General features: G+C 61.7%; 14 protein-coding genes. 2 read left to right on the top strand and 12 right to left on the bottom strand.

Annotated elements, in window-relative coordinates; all coding sequences use genetic code 11:
• Window positions 1–176: 176 nt before the first annotated feature.
• From Q363_RS35560 to mnmE, 3 genes are read right to left on the bottom strand one after another with little or no spacing between them, the layout of a single operon-like run.
• Window positions 177–3,692 (bottom strand): two-component regulator propeller domain-containing protein, encoded by a 3,516-nt coding sequence (locus tag Q363_RS35560; RefSeq protein WP_051978233.1) that lies wholly within the window; start codon window positions 3,690–3,692, stop codon window positions 177–179.
• Window positions 3,693–3,736: 44 nt separating this feature from the next.
• Window positions 3,737–3,973 (bottom strand): outer membrane beta-barrel protein, encoded by a 237-nt coding sequence (locus tag Q363_RS01935; RefSeq protein ID WP_157466469.1) that lies wholly within the window; start codon window positions 3,971–3,973, stop codon window positions 3,737–3,739.
• Between the two features lie 44 nt (window positions 3,974–4,017).
• Complete coding sequence (gene mnmE, locus Q363_RS01930; protein WP_342667375.1) at window positions 4,018–5,445, bottom strand: tRNA uridine-5-carboxymethylaminomethyl(34) synthesis GTPase MnmE; 1,428 nt, start codon at window positions 5,443–5,445, stop codon at window positions 4,018–4,020.
• A 118-nt stretch (window positions 5,446–5,563) separates the two neighbouring features.
• On the opposite strand from mnmE, the gene Q363_RS01925 reads away from it, so the two are divergent.
• Window positions 5,564–6,652, top strand: coding sequence for a glycoside hydrolase family 88/105 protein (locus Q363_RS01925; RefSeq protein ID WP_035347375.1), 1,089 nt, complete (start codon window positions 5,564–5,566; stop codon window positions 6,650–6,652).
• A gap of 64 nt (window positions 6,653–6,716) precedes the next feature.
• On the opposite strand, the gene Q363_RS01920 is transcribed toward Q363_RS01925, so the two are convergent.
• From Q363_RS01920 to Q363_RS01875, 9 genes are all read right to left on the bottom strand, one after another.
• Window positions 6,717–7,409, bottom strand: coding sequence for an Ig-like domain-containing protein (locus Q363_RS01920; RefSeq protein ID WP_035347372.1), 693 nt, complete (start codon window positions 7,407–7,409; stop codon window positions 6,717–6,719).
• On the bottom strand, window positions 7,402–7,743 hold the full coding sequence (locus tag Q363_RS01915; RefSeq protein ID WP_035347370.1) for a PadR family transcriptional regulator: 342 nt from the start codon (window positions 7,741–7,743) through the stop codon (window positions 7,402–7,404). Before Q363_RS01915 ends, Q363_RS01920 begins: the two co-directional genes overlap by 8 nt.
• Before the next feature lie 135 nt (window positions 7,744–7,878).
• Complete coding sequence (locus Q363_RS01910) at window positions 7,879–8,889, bottom strand: alpha/beta fold hydrolase (protein WP_035347725.1); 1,011 nt, start codon at window positions 8,887–8,889, stop codon at window positions 7,879–7,881.
• 133 nt (window positions 8,890–9,022) lie between these two features.
• Complete coding sequence (locus Q363_RS01905) at window positions 9,023–9,907, bottom strand: helix-turn-helix domain-containing protein (RefSeq protein WP_051978232.1); 885 nt, start codon at window positions 9,905–9,907, stop codon at window positions 9,023–9,025.
• A gap of 93 nt (window positions 9,908–10,000) precedes the next feature.
• Window positions 10,001–10,948, bottom strand: coding sequence for an SPFH domain-containing protein (locus Q363_RS01900; RefSeq protein WP_035347369.1), 948 nt, complete (start codon window positions 10,946–10,948; stop codon window positions 10,001–10,003).
• Window positions 10,949–11,048: 100 nt separating this feature from the next.
• Window positions 11,049–13,100, bottom strand: coding sequence for an energy transducer TonB (locus tag Q363_RS35555; protein ID WP_051978231.1), 2,052 nt, complete (start codon window positions 13,098–13,100; stop codon window positions 11,049–11,051).
• Window positions 13,101–13,571: 471 nt separating this feature from the next.
• The gene (locus tag Q363_RS01890; protein ID WP_035347367.1) at window positions 13,572–15,800 is read right to left on the bottom strand and encodes an outer membrane beta-barrel protein; all 2,229 of its coding nucleotides are present in this window, start codon (window positions 15,798–15,800) and stop codon (window positions 13,572–13,574) included.
• Window positions 15,755–16,894 carry a carboxypeptidase-like regulatory domain-containing protein gene (locus Q363_RS01885; RefSeq protein WP_051978230.1) on the bottom strand — a complete coding sequence of 380 codons (1,140 nt, stop codon included), beginning with the start codon at window positions 16,892–16,894 and terminating at the stop codon, window positions 15,755–15,757. Before Q363_RS01885 ends, Q363_RS01890 begins: the two co-directional genes overlap by 46 nt.
• A gap of 242 nt (window positions 16,895–17,136) precedes the next feature.
• The gene (locus Q363_RS01875) at window positions 17,137–20,418 is read right to left on the bottom strand and encodes a TonB-dependent receptor (protein WP_035347357.1); all 3,282 of its coding nucleotides are present in this window, start codon (window positions 20,416–20,418) and stop codon (window positions 17,137–17,139) included.
• 309 nt (window positions 20,419–20,727) lie between these two features.
• On the opposite strand from Q363_RS01875, the gene obgE reads away from it, so the two are divergent.
• Window positions 20,728–21,828, top strand: coding sequence for a GTPase ObgE (gene obgE, locus Q363_RS01870; RefSeq protein ID WP_035347356.1), 1,101 nt, complete (start codon window positions 20,728–20,730; stop codon window positions 21,826–21,828).

Below are 21,828 nucleotides of genomic sequence, written 5' to 3'. Positions count from 1 at the left end.
TGCCAGCAATTTCGCTCGAGTTGGCCGACGTGTTTTCGCTTCTGCGCCAGCGCCGTTCCTGGAGTCTCTGTGCGCGATGGGACGAGCCAAGCAGATATATCCTTGAGCACTACCAAAAACGCGGAGTAGGTTAATAACAGAAGCAGTTGCGGCGATTAAGGAACTTGTGGCTGAGTCTACCGAGCATCTTCATCATCATGAGGCGGTCCGGTGGACACCGAATCGGCTCCGGTAGCGGGCACGTTCACTTCCTCGACTGCGGTCGGTAAAGCGAAATAAAAGGTAGCGCCCGGTCCGGCGTTTGGTGCTGCCCACAGACCGCCGCCATGTGATTCTATGATCGAACGGCTGATCGCCAGCCCCATGCCGGAACCGTGCGGTTTGGTCGTAAAGAAGACATCGAAGATCTGATCCATCTTTTCGGCCGGAAGTCCTACGCCGGTGTCGCTGACTGAAATGAGCAATCGGCCGTCCTCGCCCAGTTGCGACTTCACCGTAAGGACGCCGCCTGTCTCCTTCATCGCCTCGATGCCGTTGAGCATGAGGTTCATGAGCACCTGCTGCAATTGCACACGGTCTGCCGTGACCTTGGGAAGATTGGCGGCGAGATCCGTGCGCATCGAAGCCGTATACCGGTTGGCCTCGCCCCGCAGCAGCGCGACCATCTCGCTGACAATATCGTTTACGTCGACCAACTCACGTTTTGGAAGGGACTGCTTGTACAACGACCGTAACCGCTCGATGATCTCGGCCGCGCGTCTTCCTTCCGTCACGATGCTTTTGGCTGCCTCGCGTATCTCGTCGAGATCGGGTCGGTCGCGCTTAAGCCATTGCAAGCAGGTATCAGCATTCGCGACGGTAGCAGCGATCGGCTGTTTGATCTCGTGCGCCAACGATGCGGTGAGCTCGCCCATCGTGGTTACGCGATGGATGTGAGCAAGGTCCGCCTGAAGCTGTTCGGCGCGTTTGCGATCTTCTATATCGGTTATCACTCCGTACCAGTTGAGGATCTTCCCTCGTTTATCGCGAAGCGGCACGATGCGTGCAAGAAACCAGCGATATACCCCATTCGCCGCAGCCCGGAACCGCAGCTCATATTCGAACGGCTCACCGCCGGCTAACGCCACGCGCCATCTTTCGAGAACTCGGTTGAGGTCGTCCGGATGAATCGCCTTCTGCCAGCCAGAGCCTGATGCCTGCTCTTGGGTCAAGCCGGTATATTCCACCCACCGTCTGTTAACGAACGTACGGTAGCCGTCGGGCTGAGAGATAAATGCCATTGCCGGAATGGTATCGATCGCCTCGCGAAACTTCTTTTCCTGTTCCTTCAGCTGCCGGACACGCAATCGATACAGCACCCAAAGCAGCGCCAGGAAAGCGGCCGCGCAAAGGGCGCGGAACCAGTTCGTCTGGTAATAGGCGGGCGCAATCGCGAATTCGAGCGTGCCACCCTGTTCATTCCACACTCCGCTGTTATTGGAAGCGGTGACATGAAAGCGGTAATTACGCGGGGGCAGATTCGAGTACTCTACCCGCCGCAGGTTAACCACTTCTCTCCAGTCCCTGTCCTGGCCCTCAAGCTTGAATCGGAAACGCACCCTCTCCGGCACCGCCAGGCTCAGCGCCGTGTAATCGATGGCGAGATTGCGGACATGCGGAGGCAGGCGCAAACCCTTCGCAGCATCGTACTGCTTCCCGTCGGCTGTGACTTGCTCGACGTGGACAGGAGGTGAGAGCGGGTTGAATGGAAGATGTTGCGGATCGAGGATACTGACGCCCTGCGGACTAAAAAACCAAATCTTTCCGTCCGGGGACTTTGTCACATTCGGGCCATGAACGCTACGCGTTCGACGGCCCACAACGCCGTCAGAGCTGTCGAAAACCGTAGCTTGGATCGTTCGCTTCGGATCACTCAGCCAGGCATCGAATTCGGAACGCACAATCCGCGCCAGGCCACAGGACATGCTCAACCAGAAAGAATGATTGTCATCTTCCATCGCCCACACAACGCTGTCGCAAGGCAGGCCGTTCTTGCTGGTAAGAGTTATGATGTGGCCGTCTTTCACCCGGCTCAAGCCGCCATCGGTAGCAGCCCACACAGCGCCGTCCGAACTCAATTTGAGACTGTTCACACGGCCATCGCCAAGCCCGTCACCGGAATTGTAGGAGGCACGGACCTCGCCATCCCTCAGGTAAGCTACTCCGCCATCGAAGAACCCAACCCACACGCCCCCTCTTGACCGATCAGGCGCCAAAGCGATCGGCCGGAACTGTTGCTTGAATCGCGACCACTGCGTGTGCTCAACGACACCATGGGGCGTCCAATGAACGAGTTCCTGAGCAGTGTTGAGTATCCAGAGACTTCCATGACCATCGCCGGCGATATCGCTTCCCACCGGGAAATTCGGAACGCGGGTGAATCGGCCACCGTCGGAATAGGACACACCGTCACCAGTCGAAATCCACAGTCGTTGCTGGTCATCCACACCCAGCAAATTAACAGCGCCTGAGAATCCGCAATTGGCGATGTCCGTTACCGATGTGCTGACCCTATGTTCTTGCTCTTCTGCTCGACGTCTTTGGCTTGGAGTATTTCGCCTGCCGTAAACGGTTATGTGTCCGGCCTGCCAACGATTCAACCCGTCTGCCGTGCCTATCCAAACACTTCCATCCGGAGTTGCTTGCACCGCCCAGGGAAAAGTTGAAAGACCTTGCTCTGTCGAAATCCTCGGGATTGCGAATGCTCGAAACCGATCGAGGCCATCAGCACTACTGACCCAGACATTGCCCTCCCGATCTTGAAATATCTTAAGGATGAAATTGTCGTCGAGAGTGGCGGCGACCTCGAACGTATCGATCCTCCCTTCGTGCAAGTGCAATAGACCTTCCTCAGTGCCGATCCACAAGCTTCCATCCCTGCTTCTGAAGAGGCGAGTAGGCCTCAACTGCGCGGCCCAACCCGGAAGTGGATAGTTCTGAATCTTTCCATCCACAAGCTGTTTTAGCCCGTCGTTCGTAGCCAGTAAGAGTACGCCATTGTTATCCTCTATCAGCGCGCGGATCTCAACTCTTCCGCCGGAAACGGTGTAATGGAGTGGAGCACCGGGCGACCACCGCCACAGTCCCGTTGCCGCGCCCGCCCACAAATCGCCTTTGTGGTCCTCATACAAGGCTGTGATTGATTCGCCAAAGCCACCCGATCCAACGCACTGAACCTTACTATGTCGGATCGTGCAGATCTTCGCGTTGCCGGGCTGGTAAACGCCGGACCAAATCGTTCCCTCGCGATCTTCCACAATGGAACCAACGATATCCCGACCAATATCTGGATACTGTGTGAGCTTGCCATCCTTCCAACTGGCAAGGCCCTTCTGCGTGCCGATCCACAGAGTACCGTCGCGGGAAACCAGCGTGGATCGGATCATATTGCTGGGAAGTTGCTCACCCACCGCCGGAGGCTGCCACGGAACGGTCCTCACACCATCGAAGCGGATCAAACCGCCTCTCGTGCCCAGCCACAAATAACCGTCAGGTGTCTGCTCGATCGAGGTGACTACACCTTGCGTGAATCCGTCCTGAATCTTCCAGGCCGTGTGTGCGTACTGATTGATATCGAGCGATGGATCTAAGGCGAAAGCCGACCGGCCGCAAATTATGCAGAGGCCAAGTGCGATAACAGACCATCGCTCCATGCGAGTGATTATCCCCTTTTCGGCCAGAAAATGCGGGGTTACCTCTAGAAATTCAGTCGCAGCCCAAACTGTACCAGCCGCGGCTGATTCAGCTGACTCGTGATGACACCAAAGTTGGGACCGCCAACAGCCGTCCCTGGATTGCCGAACTGCACACGGTTGGCAATGTTGAAGAACTCCGCGCGGAACTGCATCTGGATTCTGTCCGTGACTGGGATCAGCTTGAATACCGACACATCCCAGTTATTGATGGCCGCACCCCGAAGCGTTGTATCGGTCAACTCTGCCACATTCAGCACAGAGCACGCGCGCGCTCAACCGAACTCTACTTTCCGATGCAGAAGCTCGAGAAGATCAATCGCAGAATATCCTCCGTCGTCGTCGTTCCCGTCAGCGCGTCCAGCGATCCCAGAGCCTCGTACAGATCCAGCAGGATCATTTCGTCCGGCACCTCTGTTATCGCGGCCTCGCGCGCCCTTCCCAGCGCAGCCAGAGTCTTCGTGATCGCCTCTCTCTGACGCAGATTCGTCGCCAGCGCTGTCTCCTGCATCGGAGCGCCCTTCGTCGCCAGCTCCAGAATCGCCCGCCGCAGCTCTGCGATTCCCTCACCCGTGACTGCAGACGTGCGCACCACATGCGCGCCCATCGCCGGCACCGCCCCGGCTCCAAGATCAACCTTATTCGCCGCCACCAGCACTGGCCGCTCTCCCAGAGCCTCCAGCGTCGCTACGTCCTCCGCGTGAGCCTCCGCCGCCGTATCCACCACCAGTAACACCAGGTCTGCCTCCGCCATCGCCTCGCGCGACTTTGCGATGCCCATCGTCTCGGCCTCGTCGCTCGCCTCGCGCAGCCCCGCCGTATCGATCAACTCGACCGGAATCCCCTCCATCGACACTCGCTCCGTCACCAGGTCACGCGTCGTTCCCGGCATCGCCGTCACAATCGCGCGGTCGCGCTCCACCAGCCGGTTGAACAGCGACGACTTGCCGGCGTTCGGCCTCCCCACAATCGCCAGCCGCAGCCCATCGTGAACGATGCGCCCATACCCGAAGCCGCGTTCCAGCTCCTGCAACGGAGCTTCAATCTCCGCGATCCGCGCAACGATCTCGCCCACGGCCATCGTGTCGATATCGTCCTCCGCGAAGTCCACTCCCGCCTCGAGCCCCGCGATCAGCGCCACCAGCCTCTCTTTCGCAGGAGCCACGCGCCGCGACAGCGAACCTCCAAGCTGCTGTGCCGCCACCCGCGCCTGATGCAGCGTTGAGGCCTCGATCAGGTCGCGCACCGCCTCGGCCTGCGTCAGGTCCAGCCTGCCTGCGAGAAACGCGCGCTCCGTGAACTCCCCCGGCTCCGCCAGTCTCGCTCCGGCCGCAATACATCGGCGCATCACATAGTCCATTAGCACAGGCGAGCCGTGGCACGCGATCTCGACAACATCCTCTGCCGTATACGAGTGCGGTCTCTCGAAGAACGTCGCGATCACCTCATCCAGCGCATCGCCCGTCTCCTCATCCACCAGGTACCCGAACCGCGCCCTTCCCGCCGCCAGCGGCCGCGTCATCCGCAAAAGCCCCTCGGCAATCGCCCGCGCCCGCACGCCCGACAGCCGCACCACTCCTATCCCGCCGCGCCCAGGCGGAGTCGAGACCGCAACAATCGTTTCTGCATGAAGCTCCGCTGAACCCTGATCCATATCGAGAGAGGAGAGATACTTCCTCAGACTACAGCCATCCGCCAACCGCAGGGCTCGCACCAAACCATTCGCTCTCCCTCACGGAGTCCTCTTCAGAAACCAAGTGGTCAACCACTTAACATTCTGGATAGAATGGCCGCGTCGTAAAAACCAACTACACATATGCAATGAGGGAAAGATGCGCCTGAATTTTGTCCTCTCCGGATGCCTCCTGCTCGGTTCGCTCGGCGTAGCCGCGGCGCAGGAGAACTACTTCACCAACTGGCCGGCGGGAACCAGCCCGCAGGAGGTCGGCAAACAATTGGCCGACCACTTCGTCACCAGCCCTCACCAGTACACCAAGACCATCCACTACTCCGAGATCTGCACCTGGTACGGCGCTCTACGCTTCGCCGATCTGACCAACGACACCGCGCTCCGCGATCAACTCATCAAGAAGTTCGAGCCGCTGCTCCCCGGCGGTGCCGAGGCCGAGCGCCGCCCCCAGCGCCGTCACGTCGACGACTCCATCTTCGGCGTCGCTCCCCTCGAGATCGCCCGTCAAACCAAAGATCAGAAGTACCTCAAAGAAGGTCTCTGGTGGGCCGACCGCCAGTGGGAGAACCCGCAGCCCGACGGCCTCTCCGCCGAGACGCGCTTCTGGATCGACGACATGTACATGCTCACCATGCTCCAGCTCGAGGCCTACCGCGCAACCGGCGACAAGAAGTACCTCGACCGCGACGCCAAGGAGATGTCCGCCTACCTCGACAAGCTCCAGCAGCCCAACGGCCTCTTCTACCACGCTCCCGACGTGAAGTACTTCTGGGGACGCGGCGACGGCTGGGTCGCAGCCGGCATGGCCGAGATGCTCACCTCGCTTCCCGAAAACCACCCCGAGCGCGCACGCATCATGAAGGGCTACAAGCTCATGATGGAGTCCCTGCTCAAGTACCAGGGCAAGGACGGCATGTGGCGTGAGCTGATCGACAAGGACGATGCCTGGCCCGAGAGCTCCAGCTCCGCCATGTTCGCCTTCGCCATGATCACCGGCGTCAAGCACGGCTGGCTCGACGCGAAGACCTACGGCCCCGCCGCGCGCAAGGCATGGATCGCCGTCGTCGGCTACGTCGACCAGAACCACGACGTCACGCAGGTCTGCGAAGGCACCGGCAAGAAGGACTCACTCGAGTACTACTACCAGCGCAAGCGCCGCACCGGCGACTTCCACGGCCAGGCCCCCGTACTCTGGACCGCAGGAGCCCTGCTCGCAGCAGGCGTGAAGTAATCGTAGTCATTGGACACTTAAGCTTAGAAGGCAGAGAGAACATCACTCTCTGCCTTCTGCTTTTTTAACGACCCACACTCTCCATCGAGTTCGCTGCCGAGTAATTGAAGTCACCAAGGTAAACGGCATCCATCGCAAGCCCTTCGTTGTTTGGCAGCTTCGCATCGAGCACCACTGTCCCGTCGACGAGACTTCCACTCGCCACCGTCCTCCATCCGTAAAGGAAGTTGACCTTACCGGTAGGCATTGGACCTCCGTCGATGGCGCGCACAACGGCCTTCAGTCGAACCGTCGGTGTCTTCGAGTGATTCAACGGCTGGCTTGTGAACTCAACGTGCGCCCGCAACTTCGCCACCACCCGTGGGCTTGCATCAAAAACCACGCTGTGAAGCGGCAGGTGTCCTCTGCCGTGCTCCAGCGCGAACAGAACCGAAGCGCACAGAATGATCGACAAAACTCCTCCCCACAGCAGCGAAGCAGCTTGGAGACTTGCTTCCTCCAGGCTTCCAAACGATGGCACCCGCTGCCGGTCGTAGCCCGATGGAGCCACCGCAGGCGTAAGAGCAAGCTCACGATACCCACGTATGCGGATCGCTCCAAAGTCGGCCAGCAGATCAAGCCACAATCTCACATGGCGAACAAATCCGGTCTCATCCCGCAGACGATCGTGAAACAGTAGCAGCGCCTCATCGCCATGCGTTCGACGAAACTGCGCAGGATAGAGACGGAGCAGCAGACGATAGACCCGCTCATGCATAGTGCCCCTCCATAACCTTCTTGGCGCGGGCGACCCGCAGCAACTCCTCCAGTCGCTCCGCCTCAGACCGGACAAGCCTCCGACCCGCCCCACTCAACCTGTAGTGACGACGCCGCTCCGTGTTGGCTGCTTCGTTCACAAGCTCTTCAATCGCTCCCGCGTCCCGCAGCGTCTGAAGTGAGCTGTATAACGTACCCGGCCCCAGCCGCACGCGCCCGGCAGTCTGTTGCTCAACCGCGCGCATGATGCCGTAACCATGCAGCTCGCCGTCCGTCAGAGCAAGCAGGATCTGAAATGCCGCCGAGGGGAGAGGATCAAGTGTCTTTTTAGGCATAGTCGACCATCGATATAACGATTATCGACTATACATCGACTTGATATATCCAGGCAACAACAATTCTGCGACGCCATCCAGCAAATAGCCCCGGCTCAAAGCCGGGGCTAGCCCTCACCAATCAGCAATTTATAGTTACTTCCGCGGCAACGGCGAGATCCCCCAAAGCCTCAACGCCTCTTCCGCAATCACATCCGGCATCTCCTCCGGGAAGAAGAGCTTCGCCCCCTCAATCCGTCGCACTCCACGCGAACCAGGCAGTGTGCGATCCAGCCACTCCGCCCACTTCGCATCGAAGAAGATATCCGAAGTCGCCCAAACCATGTGCACCGGCTTACGGAACTCCTTAAGCTGCGGGCGAATCGGCACCAGCAGGTTCGGTTCAAACGCAAGCAGATACCGGCTGAACTGCTCCTTGCGATCCTGCGAGCGGACCAGCGGCTCAAAGTAAACGTCGATCGTCTCATCCGCGAGCTGCGCCGGACGCGTATACGCAACCCCAAGTCCCTTATCCGTGCGTGCGAAGCTCTTGTCCTTCACCTGCGGTGCGATGAACCTGTCCGCCACGCCCGGCTGCTTCGCCGACTGAATCAGAGGCACAAACGCCGCCGGCGGACTGTTCTCATCCACGTCGCAGTTCGTAAGCAGCAGCGTCCGCACCCGCGAGCCGTGCTTCGCCACAAAGAGCTGCGCGATCAGACCGCCCGAGTCGTTCGCCACCAGATCCACCTCATCAATCTTCAGGTGATCCAGCAGCGCGGCAAGCATCTCCACCTGCGCCGGCAACGAAACGTCCGCATCCGCCGGAGCATGCGTGTAACCCAGGCCCATAAAGTCCGCCGCAATGCAGCGACGGTACGGCGACAGCCGCTCCAGCGCGCCGCGCCACTGATAGCCGTTCAGCGGAAAGCCGTGCAGAAACAGCGCCACCGGCCCCTTACCGCGCTCGACATACGCCACGCGAGCCATCGGCAGATCAGCAAACCGGCGCATCCGATGGAACTCCCGGATATCGATGCTTCCGTCCGTGACCTTCGTGAGAGGGCTCGTCACCACGGCCCCGCCGCCCAGCCCCATCGCAACCTCAGACAGCAGCGACGCCCCTGCCACGCCAAACGTTCCTCGTAAAAACTCTCGTCTCATCATGTTCTCTCCCATCACAGATTGCTCTCGCAGCCAAACCTCGCGGCCACGAAAACAATTCTCCGCAACCACACGCACGCCGTCGCACACACGCCGCTGAGAAAGAGCACAATCTGCTGGAAAAAATTCCCGAGAACTATTCAGTCACTTCAAACGCCACACGCTCCGCAAAGATCCGCCGCATCTGCAGCGGCGAAAGCCCCGTAGCCCGCTGCATATGCCGCGCCAGATGGCTCTGATGCGTAAACCCCGCAGCCAGCGCAATCTCCGCAATGCTCTGTCCATCCCGCATCAGCAGCGACTTCGCGCGCTCCACCCTGCGCTCGATCACATACTGGTGCACAGCCGTTCCAATCGACTGACGAAACCCCGCCCTGAAGTGCGACGCACTCATCTCCGCCACCGCCGCGAGCCGCGTCAGCGAGAGCTCGTCGGAAAGATGCGCCTCAATAAACTCCAGCGTCCGCTTCAGCCGTCGCCCATCGAGCCCGCCGTACCGCCGCTCCTCCATCGCAACCGAACTATGCCCCGCCACCAGCCGCGACGCCGCCGACATCGCCAGCCCATCCAGATACAGCTGCCCCGAAGGCGAACCCAGCTCCAGCTCACTCTTCATCGCCCACGCCACGTTCTCCAGCTGACGATCCCGCACCATGAAGCGATTACGCAGCTCCACGCGCCGCGCGCCGAAGCCATTCTCCTCCGCAATCGCATCCAGCATCGCCGTCGGCAGACTCATCATCAGAGCGCGATCATTCTCGTCGTGCATCCGCCACACTGCGGGAACGCCCGCAGGAATCACATCGATATCCCCATGCACCGCCGAACCCGTGTGGCTCAATCCCGCCCGCACGCACGACATCCGCGCCGCTCTGCCGATATGGATCGACACCAGCGCATTCGGAAACTCCGGGACCTCCAGCACGCCGCTCGAGTCGCTGCGCAGCTGCACTGCAAATCCATCCGCCGTCCGCTGTTGCACATGCACACGGCCCTGCGACTGTTCGCTGATCCGGCTCACGCGACAACCTCCCGTGCTGCAGCACCTGCTGCACCTTACTCCCACGCAGATGCTCAAGACCCGTGCCGGTCGCACCGTTTCGTCACAAATCTGCTAACCAACGGTAACGGTTGCTCTTGAAGGCGGAGCCGCGGCCGCTCCATTCCCGCCGCGCAGCCCCGCCAGAATCTGCGTCAGAAAGTCGCTGGCCGCGCCCGGATTGCTCGGCAGAAACAGCGTGTTCGTCCCTCCGCGCGTACCAACATCCTTCAACGTATCGAAGTACTGGGTCAGCAGCACGAGCGCCATCACGTCCTCGGCCGTGGCTCCGGGCACCGACTCGCGGAAGTGCTCGATCGACGACCGCAGCCCGTCGATGATGGCCTGCCGTTCCGCCGCGATGCCCTGGCCCTGCAGCGCCTTCGACGCAGCCTCGGCCTCCGCCTGCTTCACCTTCAGAACCTTCTCGGCCTCGCCACGCGCCTGCGCCGCCACCTGCGCGCGCTGCGCCGCGTTGATGTCGTTCATCGCGGCCTTCACCTTCACGTCCGGAATGATGTCCGTCACCAGCGCCGTCAGGATGTTGAAGCCGAATCCCGACATGATCGAATCAAGCTCCGTCTTCACAGCAACCGAGATTCCCGACTGCTGTTCGAAGGTCTCGTCCAGCGTGAGCTTCGGCACGTGCCCGAGAATCGAGTTGAAGACAAACGACTCGATCTGCTTCTGCGGACTCGACAGCTTGTAAAACGCATCGAAGATCCTGTCATCCAGAACCTGGTACTGCACACTCACGGGAATCTGCACGAAGACGTTATAGCGCGTCTTGGTCTCGACAGAGAACTGCGCCTGCTTCACCTGCAGGTCAACGATAAAGGCATGTTCGGCAAACGGGATCAGCACCTGCAGCCCGGGACGCACGATGCGGTTGAACTTGCCGAACCGTTCCACGACTCCCGCCGTGTAGGTCCGCACGGTGAACAGTGTCTTGAGCACCATCACCAGAGCAAACAAGCAGAAGACGATCAGAGCAACCAGCAGAGAGGTATTCAGGATATCCATAGTCTCGCTACACAAATTCCCGTGCAGCGAGAATACATGAGCCTGCGGCCTTCCTCCTTGCGAATCGCACCGGCGTCATCACGATTCATCTGAGAGACATCTACCTTCCCCAATCCCGAGGCAGGCGAAAGTCCACGCGAACCGTCGTGGCCACATCGACCGGACGGCCGTTGACCAGATACGGCCGATAGCGCCACTTCATCACTGCATCCTCCGCAGCCGAGCGCAAGTGCCAGTCCCCCTCGAGCACACGCACGCGGCCCACAGTCCCGCTCTTCGAGATCAAAGCCTCCATCACAACGCGACCCTGGATGCCCTCCGCCTTCGCCGTAGTCGGATACGCCGGAACCCGCGACGCCACCAGGTTCGCCTCCATCGCAGCCGAAGGCACCCTGACCACATTGGCAGCGATCTCGGGTTCGGCCGCATCCTCGGAGCTGTCCTTCTTATTCCGGAAGTTGTCCTTCATATCAATGGAGCTGCTCTTCTTCGGACGGACCGCAACAGACTCCCGGTCCGTTCGCGCCTTCGGTTCAAGTTGCGCCGGCTCTTCCGTCGTGCCCGGTGTAGCTGCGACTTCGCTCGTTTCTGGCGCAGAGCCCGCGCTCGCCTGCGGCGCAGAACCCGAATTCGCGGCGCTCCCCGAGCTTCCGTTCGCAGCCGGGGCCGTCGAAGCTACGCCAGCATTTGAAGTAGCCCCGCCTGAAGTAGCTCCGCCGCTGGCACTCACCGGCGCAGGCGCAGGCGATTGAGCGCTCGTCTCCGCATTGCTGCTCTTCGGAGTGGCCTCGAGCTTCAGAACCCGCAGCTTCTCGACGGTCTCTTCGTACGTAGCCTGAAGCGATGGGCGAGCGCGCTCCCACACTCCGCGCACTGCATTCCCATGCGTAGCAGCATAGCCTCCGCCGCCCAGCACCACCAGCAGCAGCGCCGCCAGCGCAACGCGCCGCCCCGTCCCCCGCTCACTCTCCGCATAGCCCGCCAGCGGAACCGGGATCGACGGATCATCATCCTCCTCCGGAATCGCCAGGCCACGGCGCGAGAGCGTGTGAGGCGGCTGCGGCGCAAAGACCTCCGCCTCCGCCGATTCCGCGGGCCGTAGCGCACGCATCACCGTCGACGCCGCCGCAGCTCTTGCTTCAGGAGCCCACACCGGCCGCGTCCCGCTCCCCCGCAGCGGCTGCCAGTTGACGAACTGTTCGACACCGCCTTGTTCCTGCTTCTCCGGCTGCGCGACCGCGGCTTCAGAGGGTGCTGAAAGACCCGTCTTGCTTATGGGCACGGCTTCAGAACCTGCCCTGAACGGAGTCGAATGGGTGCCGTAACTGCCCTGTTTTGAATGCGGCTTTAGCCGCTGAGGTCGCGTTTTTCCCCCGCGAGCCACTTCTTCAGCTCCCTTTTCAGCCTCTGTGTGCACTTCGGGCTGCACGTCGGTCGCAGCGTCAGTGTGCACGCCGCGGTCAACGTCGATCTGCTCCTCGATCGCCCGGGCCGCAACCGCCCCTTCCTCAACCGCCTCCTCCGCAACCGCCTGTTCTTTGATCGCAGCCAGCTGCTCCCTCAGCTCGCGGCTCGTCTGTTCCAGCCGCGACAGCGCCTCTCCGATCGAATGCCGGGCCGCCCACGTCTCCGTAGTCTCCACTCGCCCCGCCGGTGCGTTGACTCGGGGCCCACTCGTCTCTGGCCGCCGCGTTCTCTCCGCCAACGGGACGACGGTGCCGTTCCTCCCTGGTTCCTTCCTTCCACCCCAGATCCTTCCACCCGCGATCAAACCATCCCCCGGTGGCTCGATCGCATCCGGCAGAAATGCAGGCGCCCCCACGTCGACTCCCGCCAGCATCTGCCGAAGCTCCCTGGCCGCCTCGCCCTCCTGCTCCGGCAACGACGCAACCGAAAGACTCGTCGCCCCTTCGACGAGGACGTCCAGCATCTCTTCGTCGTCCAGCGTCCCTTGCTCCCGCGCGCTCAACTCCCCCACCAGCGCCCAGAAATCCATCGCAAAATGCCGGTTCTGCCTCAGTGCCGTGATCAGATCCTTCAGATTCTCTGCTGCCCCGAAGGGAACCCGATGCATGTCACTTAGAGACCGTACCCGCTTCACCGACTGACCGTGCCGTTCGACCTTATCCATCTCGACCGTATTCATCTCCATTTCGACTCCGCTCCATCACACACTCCCTAATTACACACTCCCTAATTACACACTCCCTAATTACACACTCCCTAATTACACACTCCCCCATTAGTTGGATGCCCAATCACTCCCCGGGAGTCAGCCGGATCACGTATTGCATATCCATTGCAATATCAAGCACATCCATCGCCGGGAATACACTTCGGCACCCCCCCTGTGGAATACCGCCGCCAAATAATGTCAAGCCCCCGAAATCGAAAAAACCCCGTAAGCCATACAAAGCAAACCACTAACGGGAAATCAAAATCTGCCGATTAATTACCGTCCGCCTGATAACTGGAATCTGAATCTCTATAGATAGAGAGAAAAATCCCCGGCCAAAAGCCGGGGATCTCCTTTTGTACCTCCAGAACATCGAAGTACCAACCTAAGTCAAATCTTTCGAAGACTTTGCACAAATAAGTACCGGGGGAGGACCCAGCGAGCGTCCTAAAACTCGACCTCGAGACCCAACTGCACCTGCCGCTCCCGCGCCAGATTCGTCGCCGCCGCCGTGTAACCGCCGAACGGACGAACGTTCAACCCCTCGGCCGCGACCGCCGCCGCATCCTGAAACACCAGCGGAGTCACTCTCCCAACCGGCGTTCCCACCAGGAACGCCCTCTGCTCCACGCCGGAGTAGTTCACATGGTTGGCCACGTTGAACGCCTCGACGCCCCCCCGGACCCGCACCCGTTCGTTCACCCGAACCACGCGGCCCATCCGCATGTCCAGCCGCAGCGTGTTCCGCCCCACCGTGGGCAGGTACACCGCGCCGCCCGATCCGTTGATGATCTCGCGACCGCCCGCGAGCCGCGTGCCGCCGACGATCTCGTAGCTGTACGGCCGCCCGCTCGTCGCATAAAAGATGCCCGTGACCGTCCAGCCGTTCGCCGCCCGCTGGACCCACGGCTCCGTCGCTCGCACCCGTGGCTCCCACACCGCACTGGCAACAAACTTGTGCGGAAAGTTCAGCCGCGACAGCCCCTTGTCGTACTCGACCGTAAACGGATCGAGCTGCGAGTTCAGCCTCGGCGTCGCACCCGTGTTCTGGCCCTGATCGATCGCCTTCGACCACGTCCACGCCGCGCGAAACTCGAGCCCGCCGCGGCTGCGTCTCCGCGCCTCGAGCGCCACCGCGTGATAGCTCGCGGCGACGCCGGATGTCACCGCCGTCACCGTACCAAAGCTGTCGCTCACCCGCGCCGTATACACCGGCAGCACAAACGTCTCGCCGTCGCGAACCCCCGGCGCGCCCGTCCCGCCCTGAATCTGAAACGTCTTCGTCCCGGTGGACGGCGCGATGTCCACGTCCACCGAGCCCGGAAGCTGGCGATCGATGTTCATCAGATACGTCGCAGACGCCACAACGCCTGCGCCGACGCCGCGCTCGACAGCGAGGGTGCCCTGCTGAACCATCGGCGTGCGAAATCTCCGGCTGAACACTGTCGCCAGGGTCGTCGACGCGACCGCCGCCGGCGGAGCCGAGAGATACGTACACACATATCCAAAGCCCTGCCCGGCCACCTGCGGGCAGGTCGTGATCGTGCTCGGAGTGATCCGCACATGCGTCGCCGAAGAAGCCTGCGCCGTATTCTCCAGCGCGCTCCGCACCGTCGCGCCGGGCACACGGCCGTAGTAGACGCCGTATCCGATGCGAACCACGCCGCGCCCCGTCCCAAACGGAGCCCACGCCGCCCCCACACGCGGCCCGAAGTTGTTGCGGTCCTCCGGAAAGATGCTGGTCGCGCCGCGATCGCGGAACAACGCATCCAGCGCATCGTTTGGATGCTGCGGCAACGGCAGCAACTCATACTCGTACCGCAGGCCCGCGTGGACGGTGAGGTTGGCGCGCGGCCGCCAGGTGTCCTGGACGAAGCCAGCCCACTCCTGCGTGTTGAACGCAACCGCCTGCTGTCCAAAGCTCTGCGTGAACGACCGGAAGCAGAACAGGTGCACCGTCGCGTTGATCGAAGGGCAGCCACCGTTCGGGTACGCGTTCACGTTGAACGTGTAGTCCGTGATCCAGTCCACCAGGCCGCCCGCGCGGCCATTCGTCGCTCCGCTGTCGTACTGAAACGTTCCCGCGGTGTTATTCAGAGCGTCCACCTCATCGTGCACGACGCTGAAGTCCACGCCAGCCTGCAGCAGATGCCGCCCGAAGCTCCACGTCGCCGCATCGACCGCCTGCACTCTGCGCTCGTCCGGATAAGCCCTGCGCCCCACCCCCGCGGGAGTCCCGAACGCAAGCCCATTCGGCCCGATCGCGATCTCCGGTGCCAACCCCCCGGGCCCGATCGCAGGCTCCTGCGGCAGCGCAAGACGCGCCGACGGCGTCCACGTCCATCGACCCGCAACAGCATCGATCTTGGTATATCCGCTCCCCAGGCTCGCAACTCCGCGATCCACCACCGCAGCGCCGAGAAGCCCGGAGGGCACGGCCGACCTCGTCCGGTTGTACTGCGCGCTCGCGCGGTTCCGCGCCGAGATCTGCCAATCCAGCTTGGCGAAATTGATCGTCTGGTCGTCGCGCCGGTCCACCTCGCCGGTCAGACTGTCCAGATAGTTCAACGCCGCATTCACCTTCGCCGACGTCACACCGCGATTCGCCAGCAGCGCGCGCTGCGTCGCCGTCAGCGAGTAGAAGGCCAGTGTCGCCCGGAGTCGAGATCGCCGCATCCTCCCGGCGCTGCTGATCGAAGGCGTAGAAATAGAAGAGCGGTCGCGCACCAACGGCCCCCCACCGTCCCTCCAAACTGCTGCCGCAGGTCGTGCGGCTTCACGTAACCACTCGTGATCGCGCCGTCCCGATAGCGCGTCGCAATCGAAAACGGATTCGTCGCCGCCCACGCGCTCGTCCGCACCCGATAGAACACCGAGCCATGAAGATCGTTCGTGCCGCTCTTCGAGATCGTCGCGATCACCCCGCCGGCCCCGTGCCCATAGAGAGCGCTGTAGTTCTGCGTGCTCACGCGAAACTCCCGCACCGCCACCTGCGAGAAGGTGTACGCCGCCCCCGAGCGCCGCCACGACCCCGCACTGCGCCACGCTCCTCCGGGTTCGACGCCCGTCTCCTCTTCGCTCTCGCCGTCGTCAACGCTCTCGGCTCCCCGAGGCACCGCGTTGAAGCTCTGATCGTCGTCCATGCCGTCGACAGTCGTGCTGTTCTCGGTGACCGCGCGCCCGCGAAAGCTCAGCAGCCCCTCGCCCTGCTCGCCCACATTCGCCGCCGGAGTCAGCAGCGCAAGGCTCTGCCAGCGCTGTCCATTGATCGGCAGCGCATCCATCTCGGAACTGCTGATGACACCCGCGATCGCCGCACCCGAAGGCTGCTCGACTCCGGCAACTCCCTCGGAGGCATCGTCCGTAACCGTAACCATCGTGCGGACGCCCGCGACCTTCAGCCGTATCTCGAGCTCAGCGGTCCCTCCTGCCTCGACCGTCACACGATCGAGCGCGAGCGTCGCGAACCCCGGAGCGCTGATCGTGACCGCGTACGCCCCTGCCGGAAGATGCGCGAGAAGAAGATCGCCATGCGCTCCGCACTTCGCCGTGAAGACGAGCCCGCGCCCCGCATCCTCCACGCGCACAAGCGCGCCGGAGACGGCAGCCGCAGCCTGATCGGTCGCAACACCGCGAATGGCGCCGTCCACAGTGGTCTGGCCCCCTGCGCGCCGCAGAGCAGGCGCAAGCAGAAGCAAGACCAGCAACAGCCGGGTGGCACTCTCAGCGACCGCAGCGCCAGACGCGCCGCGTCTCCAGCGATCGAACATGCTCTCTCCGCGATACTCAGTCGGTTACTGCTCAGCACGACCACGGAAAGAGACGCGTGGAGACCGACTCGTCCAGGACTCGCCAGATGTGCGGGTCTTCGCTTCACCGGAGACGATTCGAGGACTTAGCCGCAGCTTAGCGGAGTTTGTCGCGTTAGAAAAGCCACGAACGTTGCAGAGAACCGCAAAAGAAAAGGGCGGCAGCCGAAGCCGCCGCCCTTCTATCCTTGCTGTTTGCCTGCTTAGAACATCAGCCGGATAGCCAGCTGCACCTGCCGCGGGCTGTAGGCGAAGTTCGAGTTGGAGTTCTGCGGCGTACCGGCAGCAGGGTTGAACTGCATCGTGTTTCCCGAGAGCGTGTAGCCTGTCGTGTTCACCGTGGTTACATTCTGGTGGTTCGCCAGGTTGAAGGCCTCACCGATCAGCTCGAGGTTGTACTTCTCAGCGAAGGTGAAGCTCTTCTGCGCGCGCATATCCAGCACCATCGTGCGAGGATACTGACGCGTGTTGCGGCCCAGCTGCGGAATGTAGGAGACGCCCGTAGCCGCCAGACCAGAGCCGTTGGACCGGTAGCAGCCGATACCGTTGGTCGCGCAACCCGGTGCCGAACCGAAGGCTTGGTTCGGAACAAAGCCGCTGGTGTTGAGCGAGAACGGGAAGCCCGACTGCGCCTGGAAGGACGGCTTGATGGACCAGCCGTTCGCCAGGTACTTCATCCAGGTGTTGTTGTTGACTCCAGGCACATTCACGATTGCCCAACCCACAAACCGATTGGGGATGTTGAAGTTCGAGTTACCGTAGTTCGCCAGCGCATCCGCATACGGGTCATACCAATTGTTGGTCGTCGGGTTGGTCGACTGGTTCTGGTTGTAGTCCAGAGCGTGCGCCCAGGTATAGTGCGCATCGAACTGAACCAGCTTGTAGGTGCGGTTCTGAACCTCGACCGTCATCGCGTTGTAGCTGGAGTTGATGTTGCTCACCACCTCGGTGGTCGCGCCGAAGTTCGGGTTCAGCAGTGCGCTCTTCGTAGCGCCCGCGGCAGTCGTCTGCACCGCACTGGCGTACACCTTGGTGGTCAACGGTCCACATGCAAGCGGACCGCACGTCGTCTGTCCCGCTGCCGGGATTACCGCCAGCGTGGACTGGTACGTCTTCGTCGGGTCGAGGTTCGTGTTCAGGAAGTTCGGCAACTCACGGCCCAGCGAGCCCACGTAGCTAACCGAGATGATGTTCGACTTGCCAAGATCGTGCTGCACCGCGAGATCGAACTCATGCGCGTACGGACTCTGGAAGTTCTTGTCGAAGTATTGCACTGCCGGCGCGGAGTTCGCAGCAACCGTAGGCGCGGTGGTCAGCGCGTTCGGGAACGACGGCCCCGTCTGGTTGGTCAGCGCATACTGCACCTGGCTGGCCGCCGACCCCGTGTTGTAGTACACGTTCAGCAGGATCGAGTTCGGGATACGGCCGAAGAACATGCCATAGCCTCCGCGAACAACGGTCTTGCCCTTTCCGAACGGGTCCCAGGCAAAGCCCAGCCGCGGCGCAATGTTGTTCTTGTCGCTAAACGTGTTCGCAACAGCAGGGAACGCCGGGTTGTAGAGGTTCTTGTAAGGCCCGGGGATCACCTCGTAGTCGTAGCGAAGACCCAGGTTCAGGGTCAGCTGCGGCGTGGCCTTCCAGTCGTCCTGAATAAAGAAGCCCAAGTCGGTCGTCGCCAGGTCGAACGTCGTCGGCCCGAAGCCCTGGTTATAGCCGCTGTAGCAAGGGAAGGTACCCTTCGCGGTGGTCCGGTTCGCATCGCAGACACCCTTCGAGCCGGCGGGACGCGCGATGTCCGAGAGGTAGTCCGTGTAGGTTGTGTAGTTGATCTGTGCATTGCTGTGGAACAGGTTGTTCTGCAGATCGTAGTTGTGCAGGATGTCCGCGCCAAAACGAATGGAGTGACGATCCACAATATACGAGGCGGTGTCGCCGATCTGCCACTTGCGCTCATCCGGATACTGCGGACGGTAGCCATAGTAGGGCGAGCCCAGCGTGAAGCCGTTCGCTCCGCCAAGCGCCACCTCAACAGGAGTGCCGCTGGCCGGCGTCAGGTACTGCGTCGTGTAGGCGGTCGGCTTCTGCGCCGTCTCGTAGTTCAGCTCGCGGCCGTAGCCGTAGCGGAGTTGGTTCGACAGGCGAGGCGTAAAGAGACTATCCAGTTTCGCCATGCCATAGTCCAGCTTTACGAAGTCGTTGCCGAAGCTGTCGATCGCGTAGGTATTGGTAGCCTGGGTCTGCACGCCGCCCGGGGAGTCCCACCGCAGGCGGTGGTAGAGGAAGCTGGCATGGTGCTTGCTGTTGATCTGCCAGTCGATCTTGGGAGTATTGATCACCTGGTTGCCCGTACGAGCGACGGGGCCGAGGTCCGTAAGCAGCGCCTGCAGGCCGCTGTTGTACAGGTTCGCCGCCGCGGTGCTCGTGATGCCGAGCCGATTCTGCAGCGTGGTCAGCGACGCTGCCGTGGGAGCGGCAAAGAACAGGCCCGGGTTGCCGGCCTTGGCCGTTCCGGGGAAGTTCCGCTTGTACTGGTCATACGCATAGAACCAGAAGAGCTTGTCCTTGATCAGCGGTCCGCCAACGCCGAAGCCCCAGTTCTTGCGCCAGTCCTTAGGCTTATAAGGTGCGGTGACGAAGGTGTTTGTCGCCGAGTTGAACGTGGTGTTGGTCGTGTACGGGTTGTACGCTCCCCATGCGTTGTCGCGGTCGTAAAAGTAGACCTCGCCGTGCAGGTTGTTGGTTCCGCTCTTGGTAACAGTGTTGACCACACCGCCTACCGCGCGGCCCAGGTCTGCGGCGTAGACGCCGGTGTTCACCTGGAACTCCGCCACCGCGACCTGCGAGGTGGAGTAGCCGACGCGTGTGCGGCCGCGCTCTTCGGCATAAAAGCCCTGGTTGTCGTCGATACCGTCGATCTGCACGTTGTTCAGCAGCGGGCTCATGGCGCGGAAGCTGATGAGGCCGAATCCGCTCGGCGAGTCTGCCGTCACGCCCGGGGTCAGCAGCGTAAGGCTGCTCCAGCGGCGTCCGTTGATCGGCAGGCTCTCGATCTCCTTGGTGTCCAGGTGACCGCCGTAGACGGGCGAGTCGAAGTTCAGCACCGGAGCGTCGGCGGTAATCTCGACGGTCTGCGAGGTAGAGCCGACGGCCAGGTGCGGGCTCACGGCCGTGACCTGGTTCAACTGAACGACGATGCTGTCAGTCCTGGATGAGTTGAATCCCGTCGCCGACACCGTCACTGTGTAGTTTCCCGGCTGCAATAGCCCAGCCTTGTAGAATCCGCTGGCGTCGGTCGTCAGCGAGACTTCCTTGCCGGTTCCAATATTGCGAACCAGGACCTGCGCTCCAGAAACGGCAGCATCGGTCGTATCGGTCACCGTACCGCTGATAGCTCCGTCGGTCGCAGACTGCGCATGGCCAGGCTGGCAGATTCCGCTGCACAATGCCGCAAGCCACGCGTACCGCATTAAATTCTTGATCTTCATATGAGGTCTCCTAAAAAAACTCAGGCAGGCGCGCCCTGTCGGACTCCGGCCCGTGGGTGTCTCTTCTTTATGTCAGTCAGAAAAAGCAGACTGGGACATCGCAGGGTTCTGCGATGAACGGCCCTTTATCGGAAGGGTACGGCCGGACCATCAGTCAATCAGTCGGTCCAGATCATGATGTCCGGTGTCTTCCCTCAAAATTCACACTCGCGCGTTTCCAGCGAGAGCAGCGGGATACACCGGTACAACGGCCCAATCTTTACTGTATTTACTTACCTTATAACTGAGCCTTGTAAACTGAATGTAAATATGTTCATCGATGAAGCGAAAATACGCGTGAAGGCCGGCGATGGCGGCAACGGCTGCATGGCCTTCCGGCGCGAGAAGTTTGTTCCGCGCGGCGGCCCCTCCGGCGGCGACGGCGGACACGGCGGAGACATCCTGATGTCCTCTTCGCTGAGCCACAACACCCTGGTCCACTTTCGCTTCAATCCGGAGCACAAATCCGGCCGCGGACAGCACGGCATGGGCTCCAACATGTCCGGTCACGCCGGCGATCCCGCCATCCTCCAGGTGCCTATCGGGACCCTCGTCTACGACGAAGACACCGGCGAGCTGCTCCATGACTTCACCCACCCCAACGAGACCATCGTGGTGGCCCGGGGAGGACGCGGTGGACGCGGCAACCAGCACTTCGCCACCAGCACCCACCAGGCTCCGCGCGAGCACGAGCTCGGCCGCGCCGGCGAAGAGAGGCACCTGCGCCTCGAACTCCGCCTGCTGGCCGACGCCGGACTGGTCGGCTATCCCAACGTCGGCAAATCGACCCTGATCTCGCGCCTCTCCGCTGCCCGGCCCAAGATCGCCAACTACGCCTTCACCACGCTCGAGCCCAACCTCGGCGTCGTCTCGGTCGGCGAGTATCCGCACCAGCAGTCCTTCACCATCGCCGACCTGCCCGGCCTCATCGAGGGCGCGCACCTCGGCGCCGGACTCGGCGTCCAGTTCCTCAAGCACATCGAGCGCACCAGCGTGATCGTCCACCTCGTCGACGTCTCCGACGCATCTGGACGTCCTGACCCGGTCGAGGACTTCAGGGTTATCACCGAGGAGTTGGCCAGCTTCGACAAGGCGCTCGCCAAACGCCCGACGATCCTCGTTGCGTCGAAGGCCGACGTCGCCAATCCGGACAAGCTGAAGAAGCTGACGGCGTTCGCGAAGCGCCGGAAGCTGCCGTTCTATCTCATCTCGGCCGTGACAGGCGAGGGAATCGACGCGCTGAAGTACGCGATCGCCGCCGCGGTCGCCGAGCACCGCCCGCTTTCGATCGAGACAGAGCCGGCCGAGCCCGTCAAACTGAAGCCCGCGTATCCTCCGCCGGCACCTTCGGCCCGCCGCAGCCGCCGCTGA

This window comes from Edaphobacter aggregans DSM 19364, assembly GCF_000745965.1.
Taxonomy (GTDB): Bacteria; Acidobacteriota; Terriglobia; order Terriglobales; family Acidobacteriaceae; genus Edaphobacter; species Edaphobacter aggregans.
This window is presented reverse-complemented; position numbering and strand designations above follow the sequence as displayed.

Excerpts from the sequence above, each read along its gene's own strand:
- Q363_RS01900 (WP_035347369.1), bottom strand. The coding sequence starts at position 10,948 with ATGGATATCCTGAATACCTCTCTGCTGGTTGCTCTGATCGTCTTCTGC.
- Q363_RS35555 (WP_051978231.1), bottom strand. The coding sequence starts at position 13,100 with ATGGAGATGAATACGGTCGAGATGGATAAGGTCGAACGGCACGGTCAG.
- Q363_RS01920 (WP_035347372.1), bottom strand. The coding sequence starts at position 7,409 with ATGCATGAGCGGGTCTATCGTCTGCTGCTCCGTCTCTATCCTGCGCAG.
- Q363_RS01875 (WP_035347357.1), bottom strand. The coding sequence starts at position 20,418 with ATGAAGATCAAGAATTTAATGCGGTACGCGTGGCTTGCGGCATTGTGC.
- Q363_RS01925 (WP_035347375.1), top strand. The coding sequence starts at position 5,564 with ATGCGCCTGAATTTTGTCCTCTCCGGATGCCTCCTGCTCGGTTCGCTC.
- Q363_RS01915 (WP_035347370.1), bottom strand. The coding sequence starts at position 7,743 with ATGCCTAAAAAGACACTTGATCCTCTCCCCTCGGCGGCATTTCAGATC.
- Q363_RS01910 (WP_035347725.1), bottom strand. The coding sequence starts at position 8,889 with ATGATGAGACGAGAGTTTTTACGAGGAACGTTTGGCGTGGCAGGGGCG.
- Q363_RS01885 (WP_051978230.1), bottom strand. The coding sequence starts at position 16,894 with ATGTTCGATCGCTGGAGACGCGGCGCGTCTGGCGCTGCGGTCGCTGAG.
- Q363_RS01890 (WP_035347367.1), bottom strand. The coding sequence starts at position 15,800 with ATGCGGCGATCTCGACTCCGGGCGACACTGGCCTTCTACTCGCTGACG.
- Q363_RS35560 (WP_051978233.1), bottom strand. The coding sequence starts at position 3,692 with ATGGAGCGATGGTCTGTTATCGCACTTGGCCTCTGCATAATTTGCGGC.
- obgE (WP_035347356.1), top strand. The coding sequence starts at position 20,728 with ATGTTCATCGATGAAGCGAAAATACGCGTGAAGGCCGGCGATGGCGGC.